Annotated in this window: 14 protein-coding genes; 8 read left to right on the forward strand and 6 right to left on the reverse strand. The window is 65.0% G+C overall.

Going from position 1 to position 19,745, the window contains the following annotated elements; genetic code table 11:
- Positions 1 to 2 precede the first annotated feature (2 nt).
- The 8 genes from LMH93_RS19270 to LMH93_RS19305 all read left to right on the forward strand — a co-directional run bounded on the left by LMH93_RS19270 (position 3) and on the right by LMH93_RS19305 (position 11,469).
- Positions 3 to 947, forward strand: a complete 945-nt coding sequence (locus LMH93_RS19270) for a DUF58 domain-containing protein (protein ID WP_004577431.1) — start codon at positions 3 to 5, stop codon at positions 945 to 947.
- Positions 944 to 1,438, forward strand: a complete 495-nt coding sequence (locus LMH93_RS19275; protein WP_003247240.1) for a DUF4381 domain-containing protein — start codon at positions 944 to 946, stop codon at positions 1,436 to 1,438. Before LMH93_RS19270 ends, LMH93_RS19275 begins: the two co-directional genes overlap by 4 nt.
- Positions 1,431 to 2,507: a vWA domain-containing protein gene (locus tag LMH93_RS19280; RefSeq protein WP_014860951.1), complete on the forward strand. Its 1,077-nt coding sequence runs from the start codon at positions 1,431 to 1,433 to the stop codon at positions 2,505 to 2,507. The genes LMH93_RS19275 and LMH93_RS19280 overlap by 8 nt, the downstream gene beginning before the upstream one ends.
- On the forward strand, positions 2,504 to 4,219 hold the full coding sequence (locus LMH93_RS19285) for a tetratricopeptide repeat protein (RefSeq protein ID WP_014860950.1): 1,716 nt from the start codon (positions 2,504 to 2,506) through the stop codon (positions 4,217 to 4,219). Before LMH93_RS19280 ends, LMH93_RS19285 begins: the two co-directional genes overlap by 4 nt.
- Positions 4,216 to 5,847 (forward strand): BatD family protein, encoded by a 1,632-nt coding sequence (locus tag LMH93_RS19290; RefSeq protein ID WP_185280114.1) that lies wholly within the window; start codon positions 4,216 to 4,218, stop codon positions 5,845 to 5,847. The genes LMH93_RS19285 and LMH93_RS19290 overlap by 4 nt, the downstream gene beginning before the upstream one ends.
- Before the next feature lie 152 nt (positions 5,848 to 5,999).
- Positions 6,000 to 7,238, forward strand: a complete 1,239-nt coding sequence (locus LMH93_RS19295; protein ID WP_003247235.1) for an exonuclease SbcCD subunit D C-terminal domain-containing protein — start codon at positions 6,000 to 6,002, stop codon at positions 7,236 to 7,238.
- On the forward strand, positions 7,235 to 10,879 hold the full coding sequence (locus tag LMH93_RS19300; protein ID WP_230064465.1) for an AAA family ATPase: 3,645 nt from the start codon (positions 7,235 to 7,237) through the stop codon (positions 10,877 to 10,879). Before LMH93_RS19295 ends, LMH93_RS19300 begins: the two co-directional genes overlap by 4 nt.
- On the forward strand, positions 10,876 to 11,469 hold the full coding sequence (locus tag LMH93_RS19305) for a glutathione S-transferase (RefSeq protein WP_003247233.1): 594 nt from the start codon (positions 10,876 to 10,878) through the stop codon (positions 11,467 to 11,469). The genes LMH93_RS19300 and LMH93_RS19305 overlap by 4 nt, the downstream gene beginning before the upstream one ends.
- A gap of 72 nt (positions 11,470 to 11,541) precedes the next feature.
- Here LMH93_RS19305 and LMH93_RS19310 read toward each other — a convergent pair whose 3' ends face one another.
- The 6 genes from LMH93_RS19310 to pepN form a co-directional block, all read right to left on the reverse strand.
- A complete protein-coding gene (locus tag LMH93_RS19310) occupies positions 11,542 to 11,718 on the reverse strand; it encodes a hypothetical protein (RefSeq protein WP_003247232.1) in 177 nt (58 codons plus the stop codon).
- Between the two features lie 122 nt (positions 11,719 to 11,840).
- Positions 11,841 to 12,971, reverse strand: coding sequence for a lactonase family protein (locus LMH93_RS19315; RefSeq protein ID WP_003247230.1), 1,131 nt, complete (start codon positions 12,969 to 12,971; stop codon positions 11,841 to 11,843).
- The gene (locus LMH93_RS19320) at positions 12,937 to 13,227 is read right to left on the reverse strand and encodes a DUF5629 family protein (RefSeq protein ID WP_004577427.1); all 291 of its coding nucleotides are present in this window, start codon (positions 13,225 to 13,227) and stop codon (positions 12,937 to 12,939) included. Before LMH93_RS19320 ends, LMH93_RS19315 begins: the two co-directional genes overlap by 35 nt.
- A 151-nt stretch (positions 13,228 to 13,378) precedes the next feature.
- Positions 13,379 to 15,778, reverse strand: a complete 2,400-nt coding sequence (locus LMH93_RS19325; RefSeq protein ID WP_177331685.1) for an efflux RND transporter permease subunit — start codon at positions 15,776 to 15,778, stop codon at positions 13,379 to 13,381.
- Positions 15,775 to 16,815: a WD40/YVTN/BNR-like repeat-containing protein gene (locus tag LMH93_RS19330; protein ID WP_108190913.1), complete on the reverse strand. Its 1,041-nt coding sequence runs from the start codon at positions 16,813 to 16,815 to the stop codon at positions 15,775 to 15,777. Before LMH93_RS19330 ends, LMH93_RS19325 begins: the two co-directional genes overlap by 4 nt.
- Positions 16,816 to 17,085: 270 nt before the next feature.
- On the reverse strand, positions 17,086 to 19,743 hold the full coding sequence (pepN, locus tag LMH93_RS19335; RefSeq protein ID WP_230064466.1) for an aminopeptidase N: 2,658 nt from the start codon (positions 19,741 to 19,743) through the stop codon (positions 17,086 to 17,088).
- Between the last annotated feature and the right edge of the window lie 2 nt (positions 19,744 to 19,745).

Below are 19,745 nucleotides of genomic sequence, written 5' to 3' on the forward strand. Positions count from 1 at the left end.
CCATGCCCACTGCGCAGCTGGCCGAACACGGCATCCGCATTGGCCTTGCCGAGCTGATCGACATGCGCCACCGCGTGCGCGAAATCCAGCTGTTTTCCAAGCCCGGCCAGCGCAGCCCGCTGGTCGGCCTGCACCATTCCAGGCTGCGCGGGCGCGGCGTGGACTTCGACCAAGTGCGCGTTTACCAGGCCGGCGACGATGTGCGCAACATCGACTGGCGTGTCACTGCGCGTACCCAGGAGCCGCACACCAAGCTGTTCCACGAAGAACGCGAGCGGCCGATCTTCATCCTCGTCGAACAAAGCCAACGGCTTTTCTTCGGCTCAGGGCTGATGTTCAAGTCCGTGCTGGCGGCCCAGGCTGCGGCGCTGTTCGGCTGGGCAGCGCTGGGCCACAACGACCGCATCGGCGGCCTGGTGTTCGGCGACAACGAACACCACGAGATCAAGCCCCGACGCAGCAAACAGAGCCTGCTGCAACTGCTCAACCGCTTGGCAAAGGTCAACCAGTCACTGCACACCGAAGCCATACCCGGGGCCGACAGCCTCGGCCTGGCCCTGCGCCGCGCCCGCGAAGTGCTGCGCCCCGGCAGCCTGGCCATCGTGATCTGCGATGAGCGCTCGCTCAGCGCCCAGGTAGAACAGCACCTGGCCATGCTCTCAAGGCATTGCGACCTGCTGTTGCTGCCGGTATCCGACCCACTCGACCACGCGTTGCCCGCCGCCGGCCTGCTGCGCTTCGCCCAGCGCAGCGCCCAGCTGGAGCTCGACACCCTCGACGCCAACCTGCGCCAGGCCTACCGCCAGCAGGCCGAGGCCCGCATCGAGCGCTGGGAGCTGATGGCGCAAAAGCTGAGGGTGGTCCTGATGCCACTGAGCACGCAAAGCGAAATGATCGAGCAACTGCGCGAGTACCTGAACGCCCAGCGGCCACGGAGCGCGTCATGAACCCGCTCGACCAGTTGCACCCACTGATCGCCCCGGCACCGGTCAGCCTGTGGCCACCCGCACCAGGCTGGTGGCTGCTGCTGGCCGTCCTGCCACTCCTGGGCTGGGGCCTGTGGCGGCTGCGCCGCTGGCGCCCGGGCAAACGCCGCATCGTGCGCGCCGAACAACCCCTGGACCCGGTACGCCTGGAGGCCTTGGCCGAGCTGGCCCGCCTGCCACGCCCGTATGACGGCGCCCCGGCCGGCGCCTGGCTGCAACAGATCAACGCCTTGCTCAAACGCCTGTGCCGCAACCACTACCCAGGCGCCAACAGTCACACCCTCAACGGCCGCCAGTGGCTGGCCTTTCTCGACAACCGCTGCCCGGCCGCCGGCCTGACCCGCTGGATGGTACTGGTCGAAGGCGCCTATAAACCCGAGTGCAAGCTCGATGACAAGGCCATCGCCGGGCTCAGCCAAGCCGTCGAAACCTGGATCCGCAAGCATGTTTGAACTGGCCTGGCCGTGGGTCTTCGCCCTGTTGCCGCTGCCATGGCTGGTGCGCCTGCTGCTGCCCGCCGCCGACAGCGGTGAACCGGTGCTCAAGGTGGGCTTCCTCAACGAGCTGGAAGGCCTGGCCGGGCGCCGCGCACGGCTCAACCTGCCCACCTGGCGCCAGCAGGCACCGTTCGTCGTCATCTGGCTGTTGCTGCTGTGCGCCGCCGCTCGCCCGCAATGGCTGGGCGAACCAGTGCCGATCGCCGCCAGCGGCCGCGACCTGCTGGTGGCGGTGGACGTGTCCGGGTCGATGGACTTCCCCGACATGCAGTGGAAGAACGAGGACATCAGCCGCCTCGACCTGGTCAAGGCGCTGATGGGCGACTTCCTGCAAGACCGTGAAGGCGACCGTGTGGGCCTGATCCTGTTCGGCAGCCAGGCCTACCTGCAGGCGCCGCTCACCTTTGACCGGCGCACCGTGCGCACCTTCCTCATCGAGGCGCAGATCGGCATCGCAGGCAAGAACACCGCCATCGGCGACGCCATTGGCCTGGCGGTCAAACGCCTGCGCGAACGCCCGGCACAAAGCCGGGTGCTGGTGCTGATCACGGACGGTGCCAACAACGGCGGGCAGATTCACCCGCTGACAGCCGCTCGCCTGGCGGCCCAGGAAGGCGTGCGCATCTACACCATCGGTATCGGCGCCAACCCCGAAGCCAGTGGCACCCCAGGCCTGCTCGGCCTCAACCCGAGCCTGGACCTGGACGAAGCCGCGCTCAAGGAAATTGCCGACATCACCCACGGCGCCTACTTCCGTGCCCATGACGGCGCCGAACTGGACGCTATCGGCGATACCCTCGACCAACTGGAGCCAGTAGCCCAGCAACCGACCCAGGCGCGCACAGCCCAGGCCCTGTACGCCTGGCCCCTGGCGCTGGCGCTGCTGCTCAGCGTGTTGCTGGTGGTAGCCGTGCAGTGGCCCGACAACCTGTTGCAGCGCCTGCTGCGCAAACCGCGCTTCCTGCAGCCGCACCCGGAATGGCGCCAGCGCTTGAAGCGCCTGCGTTTAAGGAGGCGGCGATGATCGACTTGTGGCCCCAATGGCTGCGCCCGCTCTGGCTGCTGGCGGTTCCCGTGCTCGGCTGGCTGCTGTACAAACTGTGGCACCGGCGCAAGCGTGCCGGGCGCTGGCAGATGATTCTGCCGCCCGCCTTCCATGGTGTACTGCTGGGTGGCGGCAGCGGCAGCACCAGCAAACTGCCGTGGGTGGCGCTGGGCCTCGCCTGGTTACTGGTGATCCTGGCGCTGCTCGGGCCCAGCTGGCAGCGGCTGGAAGAAAGCCGTCAGCGCCCGGCCGACCCCCTGGTGATCCTTCTCGAACTGACCCCGCAAATGCTCGCCGAGGATAGCCCGCCCAACCGCCTGGAACAGGCCCGGCGCAAGATCCTCGACCTGCTTGAACACCGCCGCGACAGCCAGACGGCGCTGGTGGTGTATGCCGGCTCCGCGCACACCCTGGTGCCGCTGTCCGACGACCTGGCCACCACCCGCAATTTGCTTGAGGCCATCGACCCGTCGATCATGCCAAAACCCGGCCAGCGTGCCGACCTGGCCGTGCAAAAAGGCCTGGCGCTGCTGGCCCAGAGCGGCCTCGGCCAAGGCCGCCTGCTGCTGGTAGGCTCGGCGCTCAGCGCCGCCGAGCGCCAGGGCATCACCCAGGCCCTCGGCCGCCAGGGCCCAAGCCTGCTGATGCTGGGCATCGGCAGCCGCGAAGGCGCCCCGGTGCGCCAGGCCAATGGCGAATACCTTAAAGACGACCAGGGCGGCATCCTCTTGCCTCGCCTGGACAGCGCCAGCCTGAAGGGTTTTATCAGCGGCACGGGCGGGCGCTACCGGCACGCCCGCATCGACGACCTCGACCTGCGTGGCCTGGGCCTGTTCGACAACCCGCGGAGCGGGCGCAATGACGGCCAGACCCTGCAACTGGACAGCTGGGCCGACCAAGGTTACTGGCTGCTGATTCCGTTGTTGCTGCTGGCCGCCTGCGCTGGCCGGCGCGGATGGCTGTTCTGCCTGCCGCTGCTGCTGGCCTTGCCGCAGCCTAGCCAGGCTTTCGAGTTCAACGACCTGTGGCTGCGCCCCGACCAGCAAGGCCAGAAGCTGCTGGAGCAAAACCGCCCGGCCAGCGCTGCGCGTCACTTCCAGAACCCGCAATGGCGCGGCATGGCCCTGTACCAGGCCGGCGACTATGCCGGTGCCGCCGAGGCATTTTCCCAAGGCGACACTGCAGCAGCCCACTACAATCGAGGCAATGCCCTGGCCCACAGTGGCGAGCTGGACGCCGCCCTGGATGCCTACGAGCAAGCCCTGGAGCGTCAGCCCGACCTGCAGGCCGCGCTGGACAACCAGGCGCTGGTGCAGCAACTGCTGCAGCAACGTGAAGCCAAGGCCGAGGAACAACCGCCCGGCAGCGATGCCCAAGACACGCCCGGCAGCGAAACCGAAGGCAACAGCAGCTCGGCCAGCAGCCCGGCCCAAGGCACACCCGGCGACGACCAACAGGCCAGCCCCGAACAACCCGGCGAAAGCAGCAGCAACAGCCAGGCCGCCCCCGGCAACCAGGCCGGCGACGACAGTGTCATCCAGCCGCCACAGCGCCCGGTGTCGACCAGCCTCGACGGCGAACAGCGCCAAGCCCTGGAGCAATGGCTGCGGGAAATTCCCGACAACCCGGCAGAGCTGCTGCGACGCAAATTCTGGTATGAACAGCAATTGCATCAGGAAAAATCACGATGAGTCGCTTCGGCGTCTTTCTCCTCACCCTGCTATGGGCCGTACTGGCCCACGCCGAACCGCTGCTGCAGGCCAGCGTCGACCGCACCCGCCTGGAAGCGGGCGAAAGCCTGGAACTGACCCTGGAAAGCCAGGACGTCACCCAGTTCGGCAAGCCTGACCTGCGCGCCCTGGAAGGTGACTTCGAAGTGCGCGGCACGCGCCAGTTGAACAGCCTGCACACCCTGGACGGCGAAACCCGCGCCAGCACCCGCTGGATCATCACCCTGCTGCCACGGCGCAGCGGTAGCCTGCGCATTCCCGAGCTGCAGCTGGGCCAGTCGCACAGCCAGGCCATCGAATTGCAAGTGCTGCAGGCCGATGCCAGCCGCCAGGACAACGCTCAGGTCTTCATCGAAGCGACCCTCGACAGCCATGACGTCTATGTCCAGGCCCAAGCCGTGCTGACCCTGCGCATCTACCACTCGGTAGCGCTGTACGACGACAGCAGCCTCAGCCCACTGCAACTGGAGAACGCCAAGGTCGAGCCGCTGGGCGAGTCGCGCACGTATGAAAAGGAAATCAATGGTGTGCGTCATGGCGTGATCGAAACCCGCTATGCGGTGTATGCCCAGCAAAGCGGCACCCTCGACATCCCGCCACTGACGTTCACCGCCACGGCAGCCGCCAGCAGCGACGAAGCAGCACAGGCCAATGGCACGGCCCGCGCCGGCCACCAGGTGCAGGTCAGCTCGCTGCCCTTGCGCCTCACGGTACGGCCGATTCCGGCAGCCTGGCCGGCTGGCTTGCCGTGGTTGCCCGCCAGCAGCCTGAACCTGGAAGAGCACTGGAGCCCCGACCCGGGCAGCCAGCAGGTACAGATTGGCGACTCGCTGACGCGCAACATCACCTTGCGTGCCGAAGGCTTGTCCAGCACCCAACTGCCGCCGCTGCCGGCCACAGAAATCATCGGCCTGCGCCGCTACCCTGACCAGCCGCTGCTGCGCAACGAAATCAGCGAACGGGGCATGACCGCCAACCGCGAAGAGCGCGAGGCCCTGGTGCCCACCCACAGCGGCACGCTGGCCTTGCCGGCGCTGGAAGTGGCCTGGTGGAACACCCGCGAAGACCACCTGGAGCACAGCAGCCTGCCGGCGCGCACGCTGAACGTGCTGGACAACCCGGCACTGAGCGCCGACACCCCGGTGGGCGACAACAGCAGCGCCAGCACCCTGCTATGGCCCTGGCAGCTGTCCACACTGGTGTTCGCCCTGACCACCGTGCTGGGTCTTGCCCTGTGGTGGCGCGCCCGTTCGCGACCAGCGGTACTGCGCACCGCGCAGAACGGGCCAAGCCCACGTACCTTGCTGGACGACCTCAAGCGCGCGTGCCAGGCCAACGACCCCCAGGCTACGCGCCAGGCGCTGGATGCCTGGGCCCGGCAGCAACCGGAAACCCTGGCCGAGATGGCGGCGCGCTTCGTGCCGTTGTCGGATGCGCTGGATGGGTTGAACGGGGCGTTGTACAGCGAGAGTGGCCAGTATTGGCAGGGGGAGGATTTGTGGCGGGCGATTGGTACCATTCCTCCGGCTGAGCAGGTGCTGCTGCCGGCGGGTGAGAATGGCAGCTTGCCACCGCTCTATCCCAAGTAGGCCAGCAGGAGGTCAGCAGGTGTTCGCCATAAGGTTTTCAGTGCCTGTGACGAACACCTGCCCCCCAATCCCTCGCCCTGCACCCCGAACCCTGCTTGGGTTACCATACCGCCCTTTCTCCGCTTGCCCGACTCGACACCAACAGGTCATCCATGCGTCTGTTTCATACCTCCGACTGGCACCTGGGCCAAAGCCTGCACGGCCAGGAACGCGACTTCGAACACGCCTGCTTCCTCGACTGGCTGCTCGGCCAGCTGCGCCTGCGCCAGCCGGATGCGCTGCTGATTGCGGGCGACATCTTCGACACCGTCAACCCACCCGTCAAAGCCCAGGAACGCCTCTACGACTTCATCGTCCAGGCCCATGAGCAACAGCCCAAGCTGGACATTGTGATGATCGCCGGCAACCACGACTCCGGTTCGCGCATCGAGCTGCCCGCCGCACTCATGCGCCGCCTGCGCACCCATGCGTTGGGCCGTGTGCACTGGCTGGACGAGGGTCAGCTGGATGCCGAGCGCCTGTTGATTCCGCTGACCAACGGCCGGGGCAAGGTCGCTGCCTGGTGCCTGGCCCTGCCCTTCCTGCGGCCGGCCGAAGTCACCGGCCCGCAGCTGGGTGACGATTACCTGCAAGGCATCACCCAGGTGCACCAGCAACTGATCGCCGCCGCCCTGAAGAAACGCAAGAAAGACCAGGCGCTGATCGCCATCAGCCACGCGCACATGGCCGGTGGCGCGGTGTCGGAGGACTCCGAACGCAGCCTGATCATCGGCAACGCCGAGGCGCTACCGGCCAAGCTGTTCGACAAGGCTATCAGCTACGTCGCCCTGGGCCATCTGCACAAGCCGCAGAAGGTCAACCGCGAAGAACGCATCCGCTACAGCGGCTCGCCAATCCCGCTGTCGTTCGCCGAAATCAACTACCCGCACCAGGTCCTGGAAGTGGAGCTGGACGGCAACGGCCTGGTCAGCGTCGAGCCACGCCCCGTACCACGCGCCGTGGCCCTGCAACGGGTGGGCCCGGCACCGCTGGGCGAGCTGTTGCAGCAACTGGCCGACCTGCCCGTGGTCGACCTGCTTGAAGACCCCAACCGCCAGCCCTGGCTGGAGGTGCGGGTGATGCTCGACGAGCCGCAACCCGACCTGCGCCAGCAGATCGAAACCGCGCTTGAAGGCAAGGCGGTACGGCTGATCCGCATCAGCGCCGAGTACGCCGGCCGCAACAACGCCGAGGACGATGACCTGGCCTTTGTCGAGCTGGCCCAGATGACCCCGCAAGACCTGTTCAGCCGCGCCTGGGAGCAAGCCTACGGCAACCCCGCCGACGAGCAGGCGCTGGCCGACTTCGCCCTGCTGTTGCAGGACGTGCAGCAGGAAGAGGAACAGCCATGAAGATTCTCGCCATCCGCCTGAAGAACCTGGCATCGCTGGCCGGCCCGATCGACATCGATTTCACCGCAGAACCGTTGGCCAGCGCTGGCCTGTTCGCCATCACCGGGCCTACCGGTGCTGGCAAGAGCACCTTGCTTGACGCCCTGTGCCTGGCGCTGTTCGGCACCGTGCCGCGCCTCAATGCCATTGGCCGTGAGGCCAAGGTGCCGGACGCCGACGGCGACATCCCCACCTCCGACCCGCGCAACCTGCTGCGCCGTGGCACCGGCAGCGGGTTTGCCGAGGTCGATTTCGTCGGCATCGACGGCCGCCGCTACCGCGCCCGCTGGGAAGCCAACCGCGCCCGCGACAAGGCCAACGGCAAACTGCAGCACAGCCGTCAAAGCTTCTACGACCTCGACAGCGAGCAAGTGCTCGGCAGTGGCAAGAACGAATACAAGCAACTGGTCGAAGCCCGTCTGGGCCTGAACTTTGAACAGTTCACCCGTGCGGTGATGCTGGCCCAGAGCGAGTTCGGCGCGTTCCTCAAGGCCGACGACAAAGACCGTAGCGAGTTGCTGGAAAAGCTCACCAACACCGCGATCTACACCCGCCTGGGCCAGCGTGCCTTCAGCAAGGCGCGCGAAGCCGGCGAGGCGCACAACGCCCTGAAAGAACGCGCCAGCCATCTACTGCCGATGGCTGCCGAGGCCCGTACCGAGCTCGACCAGCGCCTGGAGCAGGCGCAACAGCAGTTCAAGGCCGACCAGGCCGGCGAGCGCCAACTGGAGCAGCAACGCAACTGGCTGAATGAACAACGCCAGCTACAGGCCCAACACACCGAAGCCAGCACCACGCTGCAGGCCGCCGAACTGGACTGGCAACAGCTGGCCGAACCACGCCTGGACCTGGCACGTCTGGAGCGCCTGGCCCCACAGCGTCACCAGTTCCACCGCCGACAGGCCCTGAGCGCACAGCTGGCGCCAGTGGCCGCGAAAATGGCCGAACAGCAACAGCAGCAAGCCGAACTGCAGGTGCGCACCCGCGAACTCGAACAGGCGCTGGACACTGCGCGCCAAGCGCTTGCCGACCGCCAGGCCCAGCACAGCGAGAACGCGCCGCGCCTGCGCCAGGCTTTTGCCGCGCAGGACAGTCTGGCACGCCTGGACCAGGAGCTGGCCGCCCAGCGTAGTATCGGCCAACAGGCGCAACAACAGGTCGCTGACGGCCAGCAGCAACTGCAGCAGCTGGAAGACAACCAGCAGCGCAGCGTGCAGCAACTGGCGCAGATCGACACCGCGCTTGCCGACAGCCAGCACCTGGCGGGCCTGGCCAATGCCTGGCACGCCTACCTGCCGCAACTGAAACAGGTGATGCTGATCGGTGGCCGCCTGACCAAGGGCCGAGAAGAGCTCCCCGGCTTGCAGGCCCAGGCCAGCCAGGCCAATGCGCACCTGCAGGCCGAGCGCGACGCCTACGACCTGTTGTTCCGTGAAGCCAAGGCCGAACCCCAGGCCCTGGCCGAACAGATCGACCTGCTCGGCGGCATGCTGCAGGACAACCGCAAACAGCAGCGCGCCGTAGAAGAAATGTCACGCCTGCACGGCCGTGAACAGGAGCTGCGCCAGCAGCTGGATGCCCTGCGCGAACGGCAGCAGCAGGCCATGCTGCAACGCCAGCAACTGATTACCGAAGGCACCGCCGCCAAGGCCGAGCTGGAGGCCGCCGAGCAGGCGTTGATCCTCACCCGTCAACTGCTGGAACGGCAACGCCTGGCACGCACCACCAGCGTCGAAGAGCTGCGTGACCAACTGCGTGACGGCGAACCCTGCCCGGTCTGTGGCAGCGCCGAACACCCCTTCCATCAGCCAGAAGCGCTGCTGCAGAGCCTGGGTCGCCATGACCAGGCCGAAGAGCACGCCGCGCAGAAGCAGGTCGAAACGCTCAACAACAAGCTGGTGGAGCTGCGTACCCAGCTGGGTGTGGTCAATGCCCAGCTCAAGGACTTTCAGCAGCAACAGCAGCAACTGGGCGAACAGTTGCAACCGCTGGTGGCTCAGGTACAGGCACACAGCCTATGGCCAGCCCTCGCCCCGCAGGACGACAAGGCCCGTAGCACCTGGCTCGACAGCCAGCTGCGTCGCCTGGATGAAGAAATCAGCCAGGACGAGAAACGCCAGAGCGCCCTGCTGGCCCTGCAAAAAGACGCCGCCCGCCTGAACCAGCAATTGCAGGCGGCCCACGACGCCCAGCAACAGGCCCAACGCCATCTGGAGCAACAGCACCAGGCCCTGGCCAACGACGAACAGCTGTTGCAGCAAGGCCTGAACGACCTGGCCGGCGTACTGCCAGAGGAAGCGCTCAAGGCCCTCAACGACGACCCGGCCAATGCCTTCCTCGCCCTCGACCAGCAGATTGCCCAGCGCCTGCAGCAACTGGAACAGCGCAAGGACGAACAGGAAGAACAGCAAGCCCGGCAAGCCCAGCTGGACAAACTGCGCGATCAGCAACAGGCGCGCGTGCAAGGCCTGCAGCAGTTGCAACACACGCTCGCGGCCCTCGACGAACAGCGCCAGCAGGCCCAGGCGTCGCTCGGCGAGCTGCTAGGCGAACATGCCAGTGCCGAAGCCTGGCAACAGCATATGGAAGCCACGCTGGAACAAGCCCGCGCCCTCGATGCCGACACCGCCCAGCGCCTGCAAGATCTGCGCACCCAAGGCGTGCAACTGGCCAGCGAGCTCAAGGCCAATACCCAGCAACAACAGGCACTGGATGCCGAATGCCAACAGTTGCAGGCCCAGATCGCCCAGTGGCGCAGCGAGCATCCGGAACTGGACGATGCCGGCCTCGATCGCCTGCTGGCCATGGATGACGCGCAAGTCAATGAATTGCGCCAGCGTTTGCAAGGCGCGGAAAAAGCCATCGAGCAGGGCCGCGTGCTGCTGCAGGAACGTGAGCAGCGCCTGCAACAACACGCCGCACAAATGACCGTGGACACCTCGGCCGAAGCCTTGGAACACCTCCTGACCGAGCTGCGCGGGCGGCTGGTCAACCATGAGCAGCAATGCGCCGAATTGCGTGCACAACAGGCCGACGATCAGCGCCGGCAGCAGGCCCACCAGGCGCTGGCGGCAGAAATCGAACAGGCCCACCAGCAGTGGCAACGCTGGGCCCGCCTCAATGCCCTGATCGGTTCGGCCTCCGGTGATGTGTTCCGCAAGATCGCCCAAGGCTACAACCTTGATCTGCTGCTGCACCACGCCAACGCCCAGCTACGTCAGCTGGCCCGTCGCTACCGCCTCAAGCGCGGCGGCAGCGCCCTTGGCCTGCTGGTGCTGGACACCGAGATGGGCGACGAACTGCGTTCGGTGCACTCGTTGTCGGGCGGGGAAACCTTCCTGGTGTCGCTGGCCCTGGCGCTGGGCCTGGCGTCGATGGCGTCCAGCACCTTGCGTATCGAGTCGCTGTTCATCGACGAAGGCTTCGGCAGCCTCGACCCCGAGTCGCTGCAACTGGCAATGGACGCCCTCGACGGCTTGCAAGCCCAGGGCCGCAAAGTGGCGGTGATTTCCCACGTACAGGAAATGCACGAGCGCATCCCGGTCCAGATCCAGGTGCGGCGCCAGGGTAATGGCCTCAGTGACGTGGAGGTGTGCGGGTGATCCTCTACTCGTTCCGCCGCTGCCCGTGGGCCATGCGTGCGCGCCTGGCCCTGCGCTATGCCGGCTGCGAGGTGGAAATCTGCGAGGTGGCGATGAAGAACAAGCCGGCAGAGCTGCTGGCCTTGTCGCCCAAGGGCACGGTACCGGTGCTGGATACCGGTGCCGAGGTACTGGAAGAGAGCCTGGACATCATGCGCTGGGCGCTGACGCAAAACGACCCGCAGGATTGGCGGCTACAGGCCAACCCTGCGGCTGCGCAGCAGGCTGAAACACTGATTGCACGCAATGACACCACGTTCAAGGCGCACGTGAACCTGTACAAGTATGCCGAACGTTACCCGGAGCATTCCCGCGAGCATTACCGCCAGCAGGCCGAGGCCTGGCTGGCGGAGCTCGAAGGCTTGCTGGTGGGGCGGGCTTACCTGCTGGCCGACCACCCGAGCATGGCCGATGCCGCGTTGCTGCCCCTGATGCGCCAGTTTGCCGGGGTCGAACCGCAGTGGTTCGCCGAGGCGGCTTATCCGCGTGTGCGGAGCTGGCTCGAGGGGTGGCTGGCTTCGGAGCTGTTCAGGTCAGTGATGGCCAAATAAGTTCACGCGATACCTTGCAGGAGCGGCCTTGTGTCGCGACGCAGGCCGCTCCTACAGGACACCGCACAAGGCTCAGTGGTGGTGCTTGCCACTCAGGGCCGCATGGAAATTGGCGCTCTGGCGCAGGTACTGCTCGGTGTAGCTGTGGGTGGCAGAAGCCTTGCTGCTGTCGGCATGGGCATGCGCTGGCAGGACGACCGATGCGGAAATGGCGGATGCGGCAATAACCGGGAAGAGATTGAAGTTCATCTGGGCTGACCTCGACGGCGGTGGTTTGACGGTGGCCCTTTTGGGCCTTGGGTCAAACTTACGCCGCCGAGGCCGCACGCAAAAATTCATTGCGGCAGTACCGATTATCACGCTGATCGATATCACTCGATGAACTTGAGGTCCGAGGGTGCATCCTGCTTCAGCGTCTGCACCGTCTCCAGCAGCTTGCCACTGCGCGGATCGCGACGTATCACCACGATCTGGTTGCTCTTCTGGTTGGCCACCAGCAGGAAGTTGTCACTCGGGTCCAGGGCAAACTCCCGAGGGTGATCACCTTCTGCCGGGCGACGCTGCAGGAACGTCAACTGGCCGTCCTGCTTGCCCACGCTGAACGCCACAATTTCATTGGCCGTGCCACGGTTGCTCACGTACAGGAAGCGCCCGTCCGCCGACAGGTGCAAGCCACCTGCCGCCTTCGCTGCGGCCTCCTGGCGCTCGGTCAGGGGTAAGCGCTGGCGTTCAACCAGGTTGCCGTCCTGCACATCGAACATCACCACCTCGGCGTTCATTTCCAGGGTGAGGTAGGCGTGCCGGCCCTTGGCGTCGAACAGCAAGTGACGCGGACCGCTGCCCGGCGGCAAGGCCACGGACGCAGGTATCGCCGCTGTCAGCGGGTGGTCCGCACTGGCACCGTCGTAGCGGTAGATAAACACCTTGTCGGCACCCAGGTCGCTGGCATACAGGTGCTGGCCATCCGGCGACAGCACCAGCGAATGCACGTGGGCACCGGCCTGGCGCTCAGGGTTGACCCCGCTCGCCTTATGCCGGGCCTGTTGCACCACGGGCTTGAGCGTGCCGTCCTTGGCCACCGGGATCACCACCAGGCTGCCACCGGGGTCGGGGTTGACCGCGTAGTTGGCCACAAACAGGTAGCGCTGGTCACGGCTGAGGCTGGCGTGGGTGGGCTCGTCGCCCTGGGTGACCACTTGGTTGAGCGGCTTGATTTCGCCGTTGCTGCTGATGCTGAAACTGCTGGCATGGCCCTGCGGGGTCTCATTCACCGCGAACAGCTGACGCTGGTCGGCCGACAGCACCAGCCACGAAGGGCTGACGCTTTTCACCACCTGCAGGGGCGTGGGGCCGATTTGGCCGGCCTTGTCGTCGAAATGGTAGCGGTAGATACCCTGGCTGGCGCCATCGGTGTAGCTGCCCACCAGCAAGGTGGCGGCGTGGGCAGAGATTGTCAGGCTCATCAGGCTAGCGGTCAGCAGGCTCGTCCAGGTCCGGTTCATCTTGGTCATCATCCGGGGCACGAAAGGCACTCATACAGACTAGCCGATGCTCGCCGTTGGCATCGTTGAGTTGCCATTCATCGCCGGTGGCGATAGCGGCGGCGACCTGTTCGGGGGTGAAGGACCAGCGGCGAAGCTGGCGGCCGTCCATGCATTCGACGGTGAGACCGGATGCGTCGGCGGTGAAATCGAAGGCATGCAGGCCGTCAATCAGGAGCATGTCGCAGGACTGCAGGGCGGTGGCGAGGGGGGACATGGGGGTACCTGTGGAAGATGTGGCGGCATTATAACCCTGGTGCTGCTTTGCAGCCCAATCGCGACACAAGGCTGCTTCTACAAGGGCACGCGAACCTAGTGGAGGAGCGGCCTTGTGTCGCGATTGGGCCGCAATGCGGCCCCCTTGCGATTCAATGGGCGAAAATCGACCCCCCCTCCTTGCCCACCATATTCTCCGGCTTGATCAGGAACCGTGCCAGCGCCGGCAGCAGCCACAGCGCGCCAAACATGTTCCACAGCAGCATGAAGGTCAGCATCAGCCCCATATCAGCCTGGAACTTGATTGCCGAGAAGATCCAGGTGCACACGCCGATGGCCAGGCACAAGCCAGTGAACAACACGGCTTTACCCGTCGAGCGCAGGGTCTGGTAATAGGCCTCCTGCAACGGCAGCCCCGCACGCAGGAAGCTTTCCAGGCGGCTGTAGATATAGATGCCATAGTCCACGCCAATGCCCACCCCCAACGCCACCACCGGCAAGGTCGCCACCTTCACCCCGATGCCCATGTAGGCCATCAGCGCGTTGCCCAGCACCGAGGTCAGCACCAGGGGCAGCACGATGCACAGCGTGGCGGCGAACGAGCGGAAGGTGATCAGGCACATCACTGCCACGCAGATGTACACCAGGATCAGGATAGTCAGCTCGGCCGACTTGATCACTTCGTTGGTTGCTGCCTCGATACCGGCGTTGCCCGCCGCCAGCAGGAACTGCAGGCCTTCCTTGTCATGGCTGTCGGCAAACGCCTTGGCCACGGCGGTGACGCGCTCCAGCGTTTCAGCCTTGTGGTCATTGAGGAACACCAGCACGGGTGCCAATGAGCAGTCGCCGTTGTAAAGGCCGTCAGCCCGGGCGATGGAGTTGTTGAGGATGTCCGGGTTACGCGACAGGGTTTCCCATTTCAGGCTGCCCTCGTTCATGCCCTTGATCACCTGCTTGGAAACGGTGACCAAGGAAATCGCCGACTGCACGCCAGGGGTGTTTTCCATGGTCCACATCAGCTCGTCGATCGGCGCCATGGTCGAGTGGACCGAGCACTTCTCCGACGGCGTCTTGACCATGATCACCAGTACATCGGAACTGGTCGAGTAGTTGCTGATGATGAAGTTGTTGTCCTGGTTGTAGCGTGAGTCGGGGCGCAGCTCCGGTGCGCCCTGGTCGAGGTCGCCGATCTTCAGGTTCTGGCTGTACCACAAGCCCCCGGCGAAGGCGAGCAGCGCCAGCACCACCGACACCGGCGCCACCTTGGCACTGGCGAAGTTCGACAACAGGCGCCAGAACGGGTGCTCGCGGGTCGCGTCTTTCTTGCTGCGTTCGATGGCCTTCTTGCTGATGCCCACGTAGGAGATGGCCACCGGCAACAGGATCAGGTTGGTGAACACGATCACCGCCACGCCAATGGAAGCGCCAATGGCCAGTTCGCGAATCACCCCGATGTCGATGATCAGCAGGGTAATGAAGCCCACCGCGTCGGCAAGGATGGCGATCATTCCCGGCAGGAACAACTGACGGAAAGTGCGCCGGGCAGCGGTAAGGGCGTTGTCGGCGTCACTCGACTGCAGGGCGATGCCGTTGATCTTCTGCACCCCGTGGGAAATGCCGATGGCGAAGATCAGGAACGGCACCAGCATCGAGTACGGGTCCAGGCCAAAGCCCACCGCATGCATCAGCCCCAGCTGCCAGACCACCGCCACCAGCGTGGTGATGAGCACGGCGACAGTGCTGCGGATGCACCAGGTAAACCAGTACAACAGCACCCAGGTGATCACCAGGGCGACGCCGAAGAACATCGCCACCATCACCAGGCCATCGATCAGGTCACCGACCTTCTTGGCAAAGCCGACAATGTGGATTTTTACATTGGGGTTCTGCGCCTGGAACTTGTCACGGATCTTCTCTTCCAGCAGGTGAGAGAACTGCTGGTAGTCCAGCTTCACCTGTTTGCCCGGGTCCTGCGGGTCGGGGTAGCTCTCCAGCAGCGGCACGTCGACGATGCTGGACTTGAAGTTGTTGCCTACCAGGCGCCCCACCTGGCCTGACTTGAGCACGTTGTCGCGCAGGGTATCGAGGCTGTCCTGCGACCCGTTGTAGGTGTTAGGGATGACCTCACCACCGGAAAACCCCTCTTCGGTGACCTCGCTCCAGCGCACGCTGGGGCTCCACAGTGACTTCAGCCCGGCCCGATCGACACCCGGGATGTAGAACACTTCGTCATGGATCTGACGCAGGGTCTCCATGTAGTCCTTGTCGAAGATGTCACCGTTCACCGCCTCCACCGAGATGCGCACGGTGTTGCCGAGGTTGGCCAGGTCGTTGCGGTGCTCCATCATCTGCTCGATGAACGGATGCTGCAGTGGGATCATCTTCTCGAAGCTGGTGGAGGGGCGAATCTGCGTGGCCTGCCAGAACAGGAAAATGCTGACCAGCACGCACAGGGCGATGACCACTGGGCGGTTGTTGAAGATCAGGCGTTCGAGCAGCGTGGCCTTGTCCTGGTGATGCGGGTGCATGGCAATGCTCTCCCTGCTGGTCATGGGCGCACCTCCCGGGCCGCCTGATCAGCCCCTTCGGCGCTGGCCAGGTGTACACCCCCCTGCCCCACCAGCAGCAGGCCGCCGTTGGCCAGGCCACTGACGCCGGCCAGGGCCAGGCGGTCGGCACGGTTGTACACGCTGAAGGTCTGGCCGTCGTCCGTGCTGCGCAGCACGCTGCCACCATTGCCGACCAGCACCAGGCTGCCATCATCGACAAGCGTAGCGCCTGCCAGGCCGAACTCCAGGGTACCGCGCGCGGCCTTGAGTTCGATCGGCTGCCAGCTGTCACCGAAGTCGCTGGAGCGGAACAGGTTGCCGCGAAGGCCGTAGGCCAGCAGGGTCTGCGGCTTGGCGGTGCCGATCACGCCGAACAACGAGCCCTCGTAGGGGCCCTGGACCTTGGCCCAGGTCTGGCCGTTGTCGGTGGAGCGGAACATGCCGCCCTGCTCACCCACGATGAACAGGCCGGCATCGCGCACGTGGGCGATACCGTTCAGGTGCAGCTGGTCCGGGTTGTCCAGCCGCTCGGCCACATCCTGCCAGTGCTGCCCGCCATCGGTGGTTTCCAGCAAGGCACCATAGGCCCCCACGGCAAAGCCGTGCTGGGCGTCAAGGAAGGTGACATCGAGCAAGGGCGCTTCACGGGCGAGGTCTTCGAACTGCTTGCTCCAGGTGGCGCCGCCGTCGCTGCTGGCGAGGATCTGCGCGTCATGGCCGACGGCCCAGCCACGCTTGTCGTCGAGGAAAAACACAGCAGTGAGCAATTGCCGGGTGGGTACCCGGGCCTGGGTCCAGGTACTGCCTTGGTCGTCGGAGAACAGAATGTGGCCGCGATCACCCACCACCACCAGGCGCTTGCCGGCATGGGTGGCGTCGATCAACAGGCTTTGGCTGGCCCTGGCCGATTCGGTGGAGTATTCGTCGGCGGCCGCGGCCTGGGCGCTGTCTGCCCACACCCCCAATGCCAATGCCAGCATCGCGCTGGCTGCCCATGGCCAGGCACCACGCCTGGCTGGCGTACGCAACTGTTCCCTCATGACTGCCCCCTTGTTGTGTTCTTTTTGGTGGGTCAATGCATTGCAGGCTTTGCAAAAAGCCTGATCTAGAGGCCTGCAATCGCTTGAGGGGATCGTAGCGGGGATGTTTGCGGGAAGACAACGGGCGGGGTGTTATGTTTTGTTGTCGGCCGGGGAAAGCCGGGGCCGCTGGGCGGCCCTTCGCGGGTAAACCCGCTCCTACAAGGTTACGCCCCCTGTAGGAGCGGGTTCACCCGCGAAGGGCTGCAAAGCAGCCCCAATTCACAACAATTACGCCAGACTCTTGCTCACAACCTCATACACATCACTGGACAACTCACCCGAAACCAGAATCCGCTCCAGCTCACCCTTCATCAGCGCCTGACGCGCATCGTCATACTTGCGCCAGCGGGTCAGCGGCGCCAGTTGCCGCGAGGCAATCTGCGGATTCAGCGCATTCAGCTCGATCACCAGGTCCGCCAGGAAGCGATACCCGGAGCCATCGGCAGCATGGAAGTTGACCAGGTTCTGCCCGGCAAAGGCACCGATCAGCGCACGCACCTTGTTCGGGTTCTTCAGGGTGAAGGCCGGGTGCTGCATCAATGCCTTGACCCGCGTCAGCCCACCCGGCAGCGTGCTGGCCGCCTGCACGCTGAACCATTGGTCCATGACCAACGGGTTGTCCTTGAAGTGCTCGGCAAACGCCGCCAGCGCTTTGGCGCGCTCGGCCTCGAACGGCGAGTTGACCAGTACCGCCAGCGCGGTAAGGCGCTCGGTCATGTTGTCGCAGTGCTCGAACTGCTCCAGGGTCGCCTCCAGCACCTGTTGCTTACCACTCTGCATCAGGTACGACAGGGCAATGTTCTGCAGGCTGCGGCGGGCAAAGTGCTTGGCCTCGGCCACATAGGCAGTACTGCGCGACACTGCACGGTTGGCCTGGTAACGCGCCCACAGGGCGTCGAACAAGTGTTCGGCGATCTGCTGGCGTGCGAACTCGCGGGCGGCGTGGATGGCGTCGACGTCGGCCACCTGGCTGATCTCGGTAAGGTACGCCTCACCTGGCAGCGAGAGCATTTCGGCCACCATGGCCGGGTCCAGCGATTCGTTGCCCAGCACAGTGCCCAGGGCGGTGATCAGGCGCTGGTCGAGCTTCAGGGCTTCACCGCGTTGATGCTGGCCGATCAGTTCCTGCAGTACCTGCACCGACAGCTGCTGGCCCGCTTCCCAGCGGTTGAAGCCGTCGCTGTCGTGCTGCATCAGGAACATCAGCTGGTCGCGGTCATACGGGAAGCTCAGCTTCACCGGGGCGCTGAAGCCACGCAGCAGCGACGGCAGCGGCTTGGCCTGAATGCCCTGGAAGGTGAAGGTTTGCTCGGCCTCGGTCACCGACAACACGCGGCTGGTCCCTTGAGCGGCGTCTTCGCCCGCCAACTGCAGCGGCAGGTCATTGCCGGCGGCATCCAGCAGGCCGAGTTCCACCGGGATCACGAACGGCAGTTTCTCGGCCTTGTCCGGGGTCTGCGGGCAGCTCTGGCGGAACGTCAGGCTGTAGGTCTGCGCGGCGGCGTCATACGCCTCGCTGACCTCCAGACGCGGGGTACCCGCCTGGCTGTACCAGCGCTTGAACTGGGTAAAGTCGACGCCGTTGGCGTCTTCCATGGCCTTGATGAAGTCGTCGGTGGTTACCGCCTGGCCATCGTGACGTTCAAAGTACAGGTCACTGCCTTTACGGAAGCCTTCGGTACCCAGCAGGGTACGGACCATGCGCACCACTTCGGCGCCCTTCTCGTAGACGGTCAGGGTGTAGAAGTTGGAGATTTCGATGAAGCTGTCCGGGCGCACCGGGTGGGCCATGGGGCCGGCGTCTTCGGCGAACTGGTGGGTGCGCAGGTAGGCGACGTCTTCGATGCGCTTGACCGTGCGCGAGTTCATGTCGGCACTGAACTCGGCATCGCGGAACACCGTGAAGCCTTCCTTCAGCGACAGCTGGAACCAGTCACGGCAGGTGACACGGTTGCCCGACCAGTTGTGGAAGTACTCGTGAGCGACCACCCCTTCGACGCGCTGGTGCGCAGCATCGGTGGCGGTTTCGGCGCGGGCCAGCACACAGCTGGAGTTGAAGATGTTCAGGCCCTTGTTTTCCATGGCGCCCATGTTGAAGTCATTGACCGCAACAATCATGAAGATGTCCAGGTCGTACTCGCGGCCATAGACTTCTTCGTCCCAGCGCATGGACTTTTTCAGGCTGACCATGGCGTGGTCACACTTGTCGATGTTCTCGGGCTCGACGTAGATGCGCAGGGTCACCTCACGGCCGGACTGGCGGGTGAAGCTGTCTTCAACGCACCACAGGTCACCGGCCACCAGGGCGAACAGGTAGGCCGGCTTCATGAACGGGTCTTCCCAGGTCGCCCAGTGGCGGCCGTCTTCGGCCGGCCCGCTGCCGATCGGGTTGCCGTTCGACAGCAAGACCGGGTAGCGATGCTGCTCGGCGATGACCGTGGTGGTGAAGGTGCTCATCACGTCCGGGCGGTCGAGGTAGTAGGTGATCTTGCGGAAGCCCTCGGCCTCGCACTGGGTGCAGAACATCTTGCCCGACTTGTACAGGCCTTCCAGGGCGGTGTTGCTTTCCGGGTGGATCTTCACGCTGGTGTCGAGGGTGAAACGCTCGGCCTTGGGCTGAATGGTCAGGCTGTCGGCGTCGAGCCGGTAGTCGCCTGGCTGCAATTCCTGGTCATCCAGGGAGGCGCGCAGCAGTTCCAGCTGCTGGCCATCGAGTTCCAGTGGCGGCAGGCCGGCACCGCGTGCCGGGTTGCGGCGCATGACCAGTTGCGCGTGAACCAGCGTGTGGTCCTCGAACAGCTCGAAGGTCAGGTGCGTCTCGTCGATCAGGTACTCCGGCGCCTGGTAATCCTTGAGGTAGATCACTTGCGGTTGTTCGGTACGCATGT

Source organism: Pseudomonas sp. CIP-10 (genome assembly GCF_020911845.1).
Classification (GTDB): domain Bacteria; phylum Pseudomonadota; class Gammaproteobacteria; order Pseudomonadales; family Pseudomonadaceae; genus Aquipseudomonas; species Aquipseudomonas alloputida.

Bases quoted from the DNA above. Each gene is read 5' to 3' on its own strand.
- LMH93_RS19270 (WP_004577431.1), top strand. From the start codon at position 3: ATGCCCACTGCGCAGCTGGCCGAACACGGCATCCGCATTGGCCTTGCC.
- LMH93_RS19275 (WP_003247240.1), top strand. From the start codon at position 944: ATGAACCCGCTCGACCAGTTGCACCCACTGATCGCCCCGGCACCGGTC.
- LMH93_RS19280 (WP_014860951.1), top strand. From the start codon at position 1,431: ATGTTTGAACTGGCCTGGCCGTGGGTCTTCGCCCTGTTGCCGCTGCCA.
- LMH93_RS19285 (WP_014860950.1), top strand. From the start codon at position 2,504: ATGATCGACTTGTGGCCCCAATGGCTGCGCCCGCTCTGGCTGCTGGCG.
- LMH93_RS19290 (WP_185280114.1), top strand. From the start codon at position 4,216: ATGAGTCGCTTCGGCGTCTTTCTCCTCACCCTGCTATGGGCCGTACTG.
- LMH93_RS19295 (WP_003247235.1), top strand. From the start codon at position 6,000: ATGCGTCTGTTTCATACCTCCGACTGGCACCTGGGCCAAAGCCTGCAC.
- LMH93_RS19300 (WP_230064465.1), top strand. From the start codon at position 7,235: ATGAAGATTCTCGCCATCCGCCTGAAGAACCTGGCATCGCTGGCCGGC.
- LMH93_RS19310 (WP_003247232.1), bottom strand. From the start codon at position 11,718: ATGAACTTCAATCTCTTCCCGGTTATTGCCGCATCCGCCATTTCCGCA.
- LMH93_RS19315 (WP_003247230.1), bottom strand. From the start codon at position 12,971: ATGAACCGGACCTGGACGAGCCTGCTGACCGCTAGCCTGATGAGCCTG.
- LMH93_RS19320 (WP_004577427.1), bottom strand. From the start codon at position 13,227: ATGTCCCCCCTCGCCACCGCCCTGCAGTCCTGCGACATGCTCCTGATT.
- LMH93_RS19325 (WP_177331685.1), bottom strand. From the start codon at position 15,778: ATGACCAGCAGGGAGAGCATTGCCATGCACCCGCATCACCAGGACAAG.
- LMH93_RS19330 (WP_108190913.1), bottom strand. From the start codon at position 16,815: ATGAGGGAACAGTTGCGTACGCCAGCCAGGCGTGGTGCCTGGCCATGG.
- pepN (WP_230064466.1), bottom strand. From the start codon at position 19,743: ATGCGTACCGAACAACCGCAAGTGATCTACCTCAAGGATTACCAGGCG.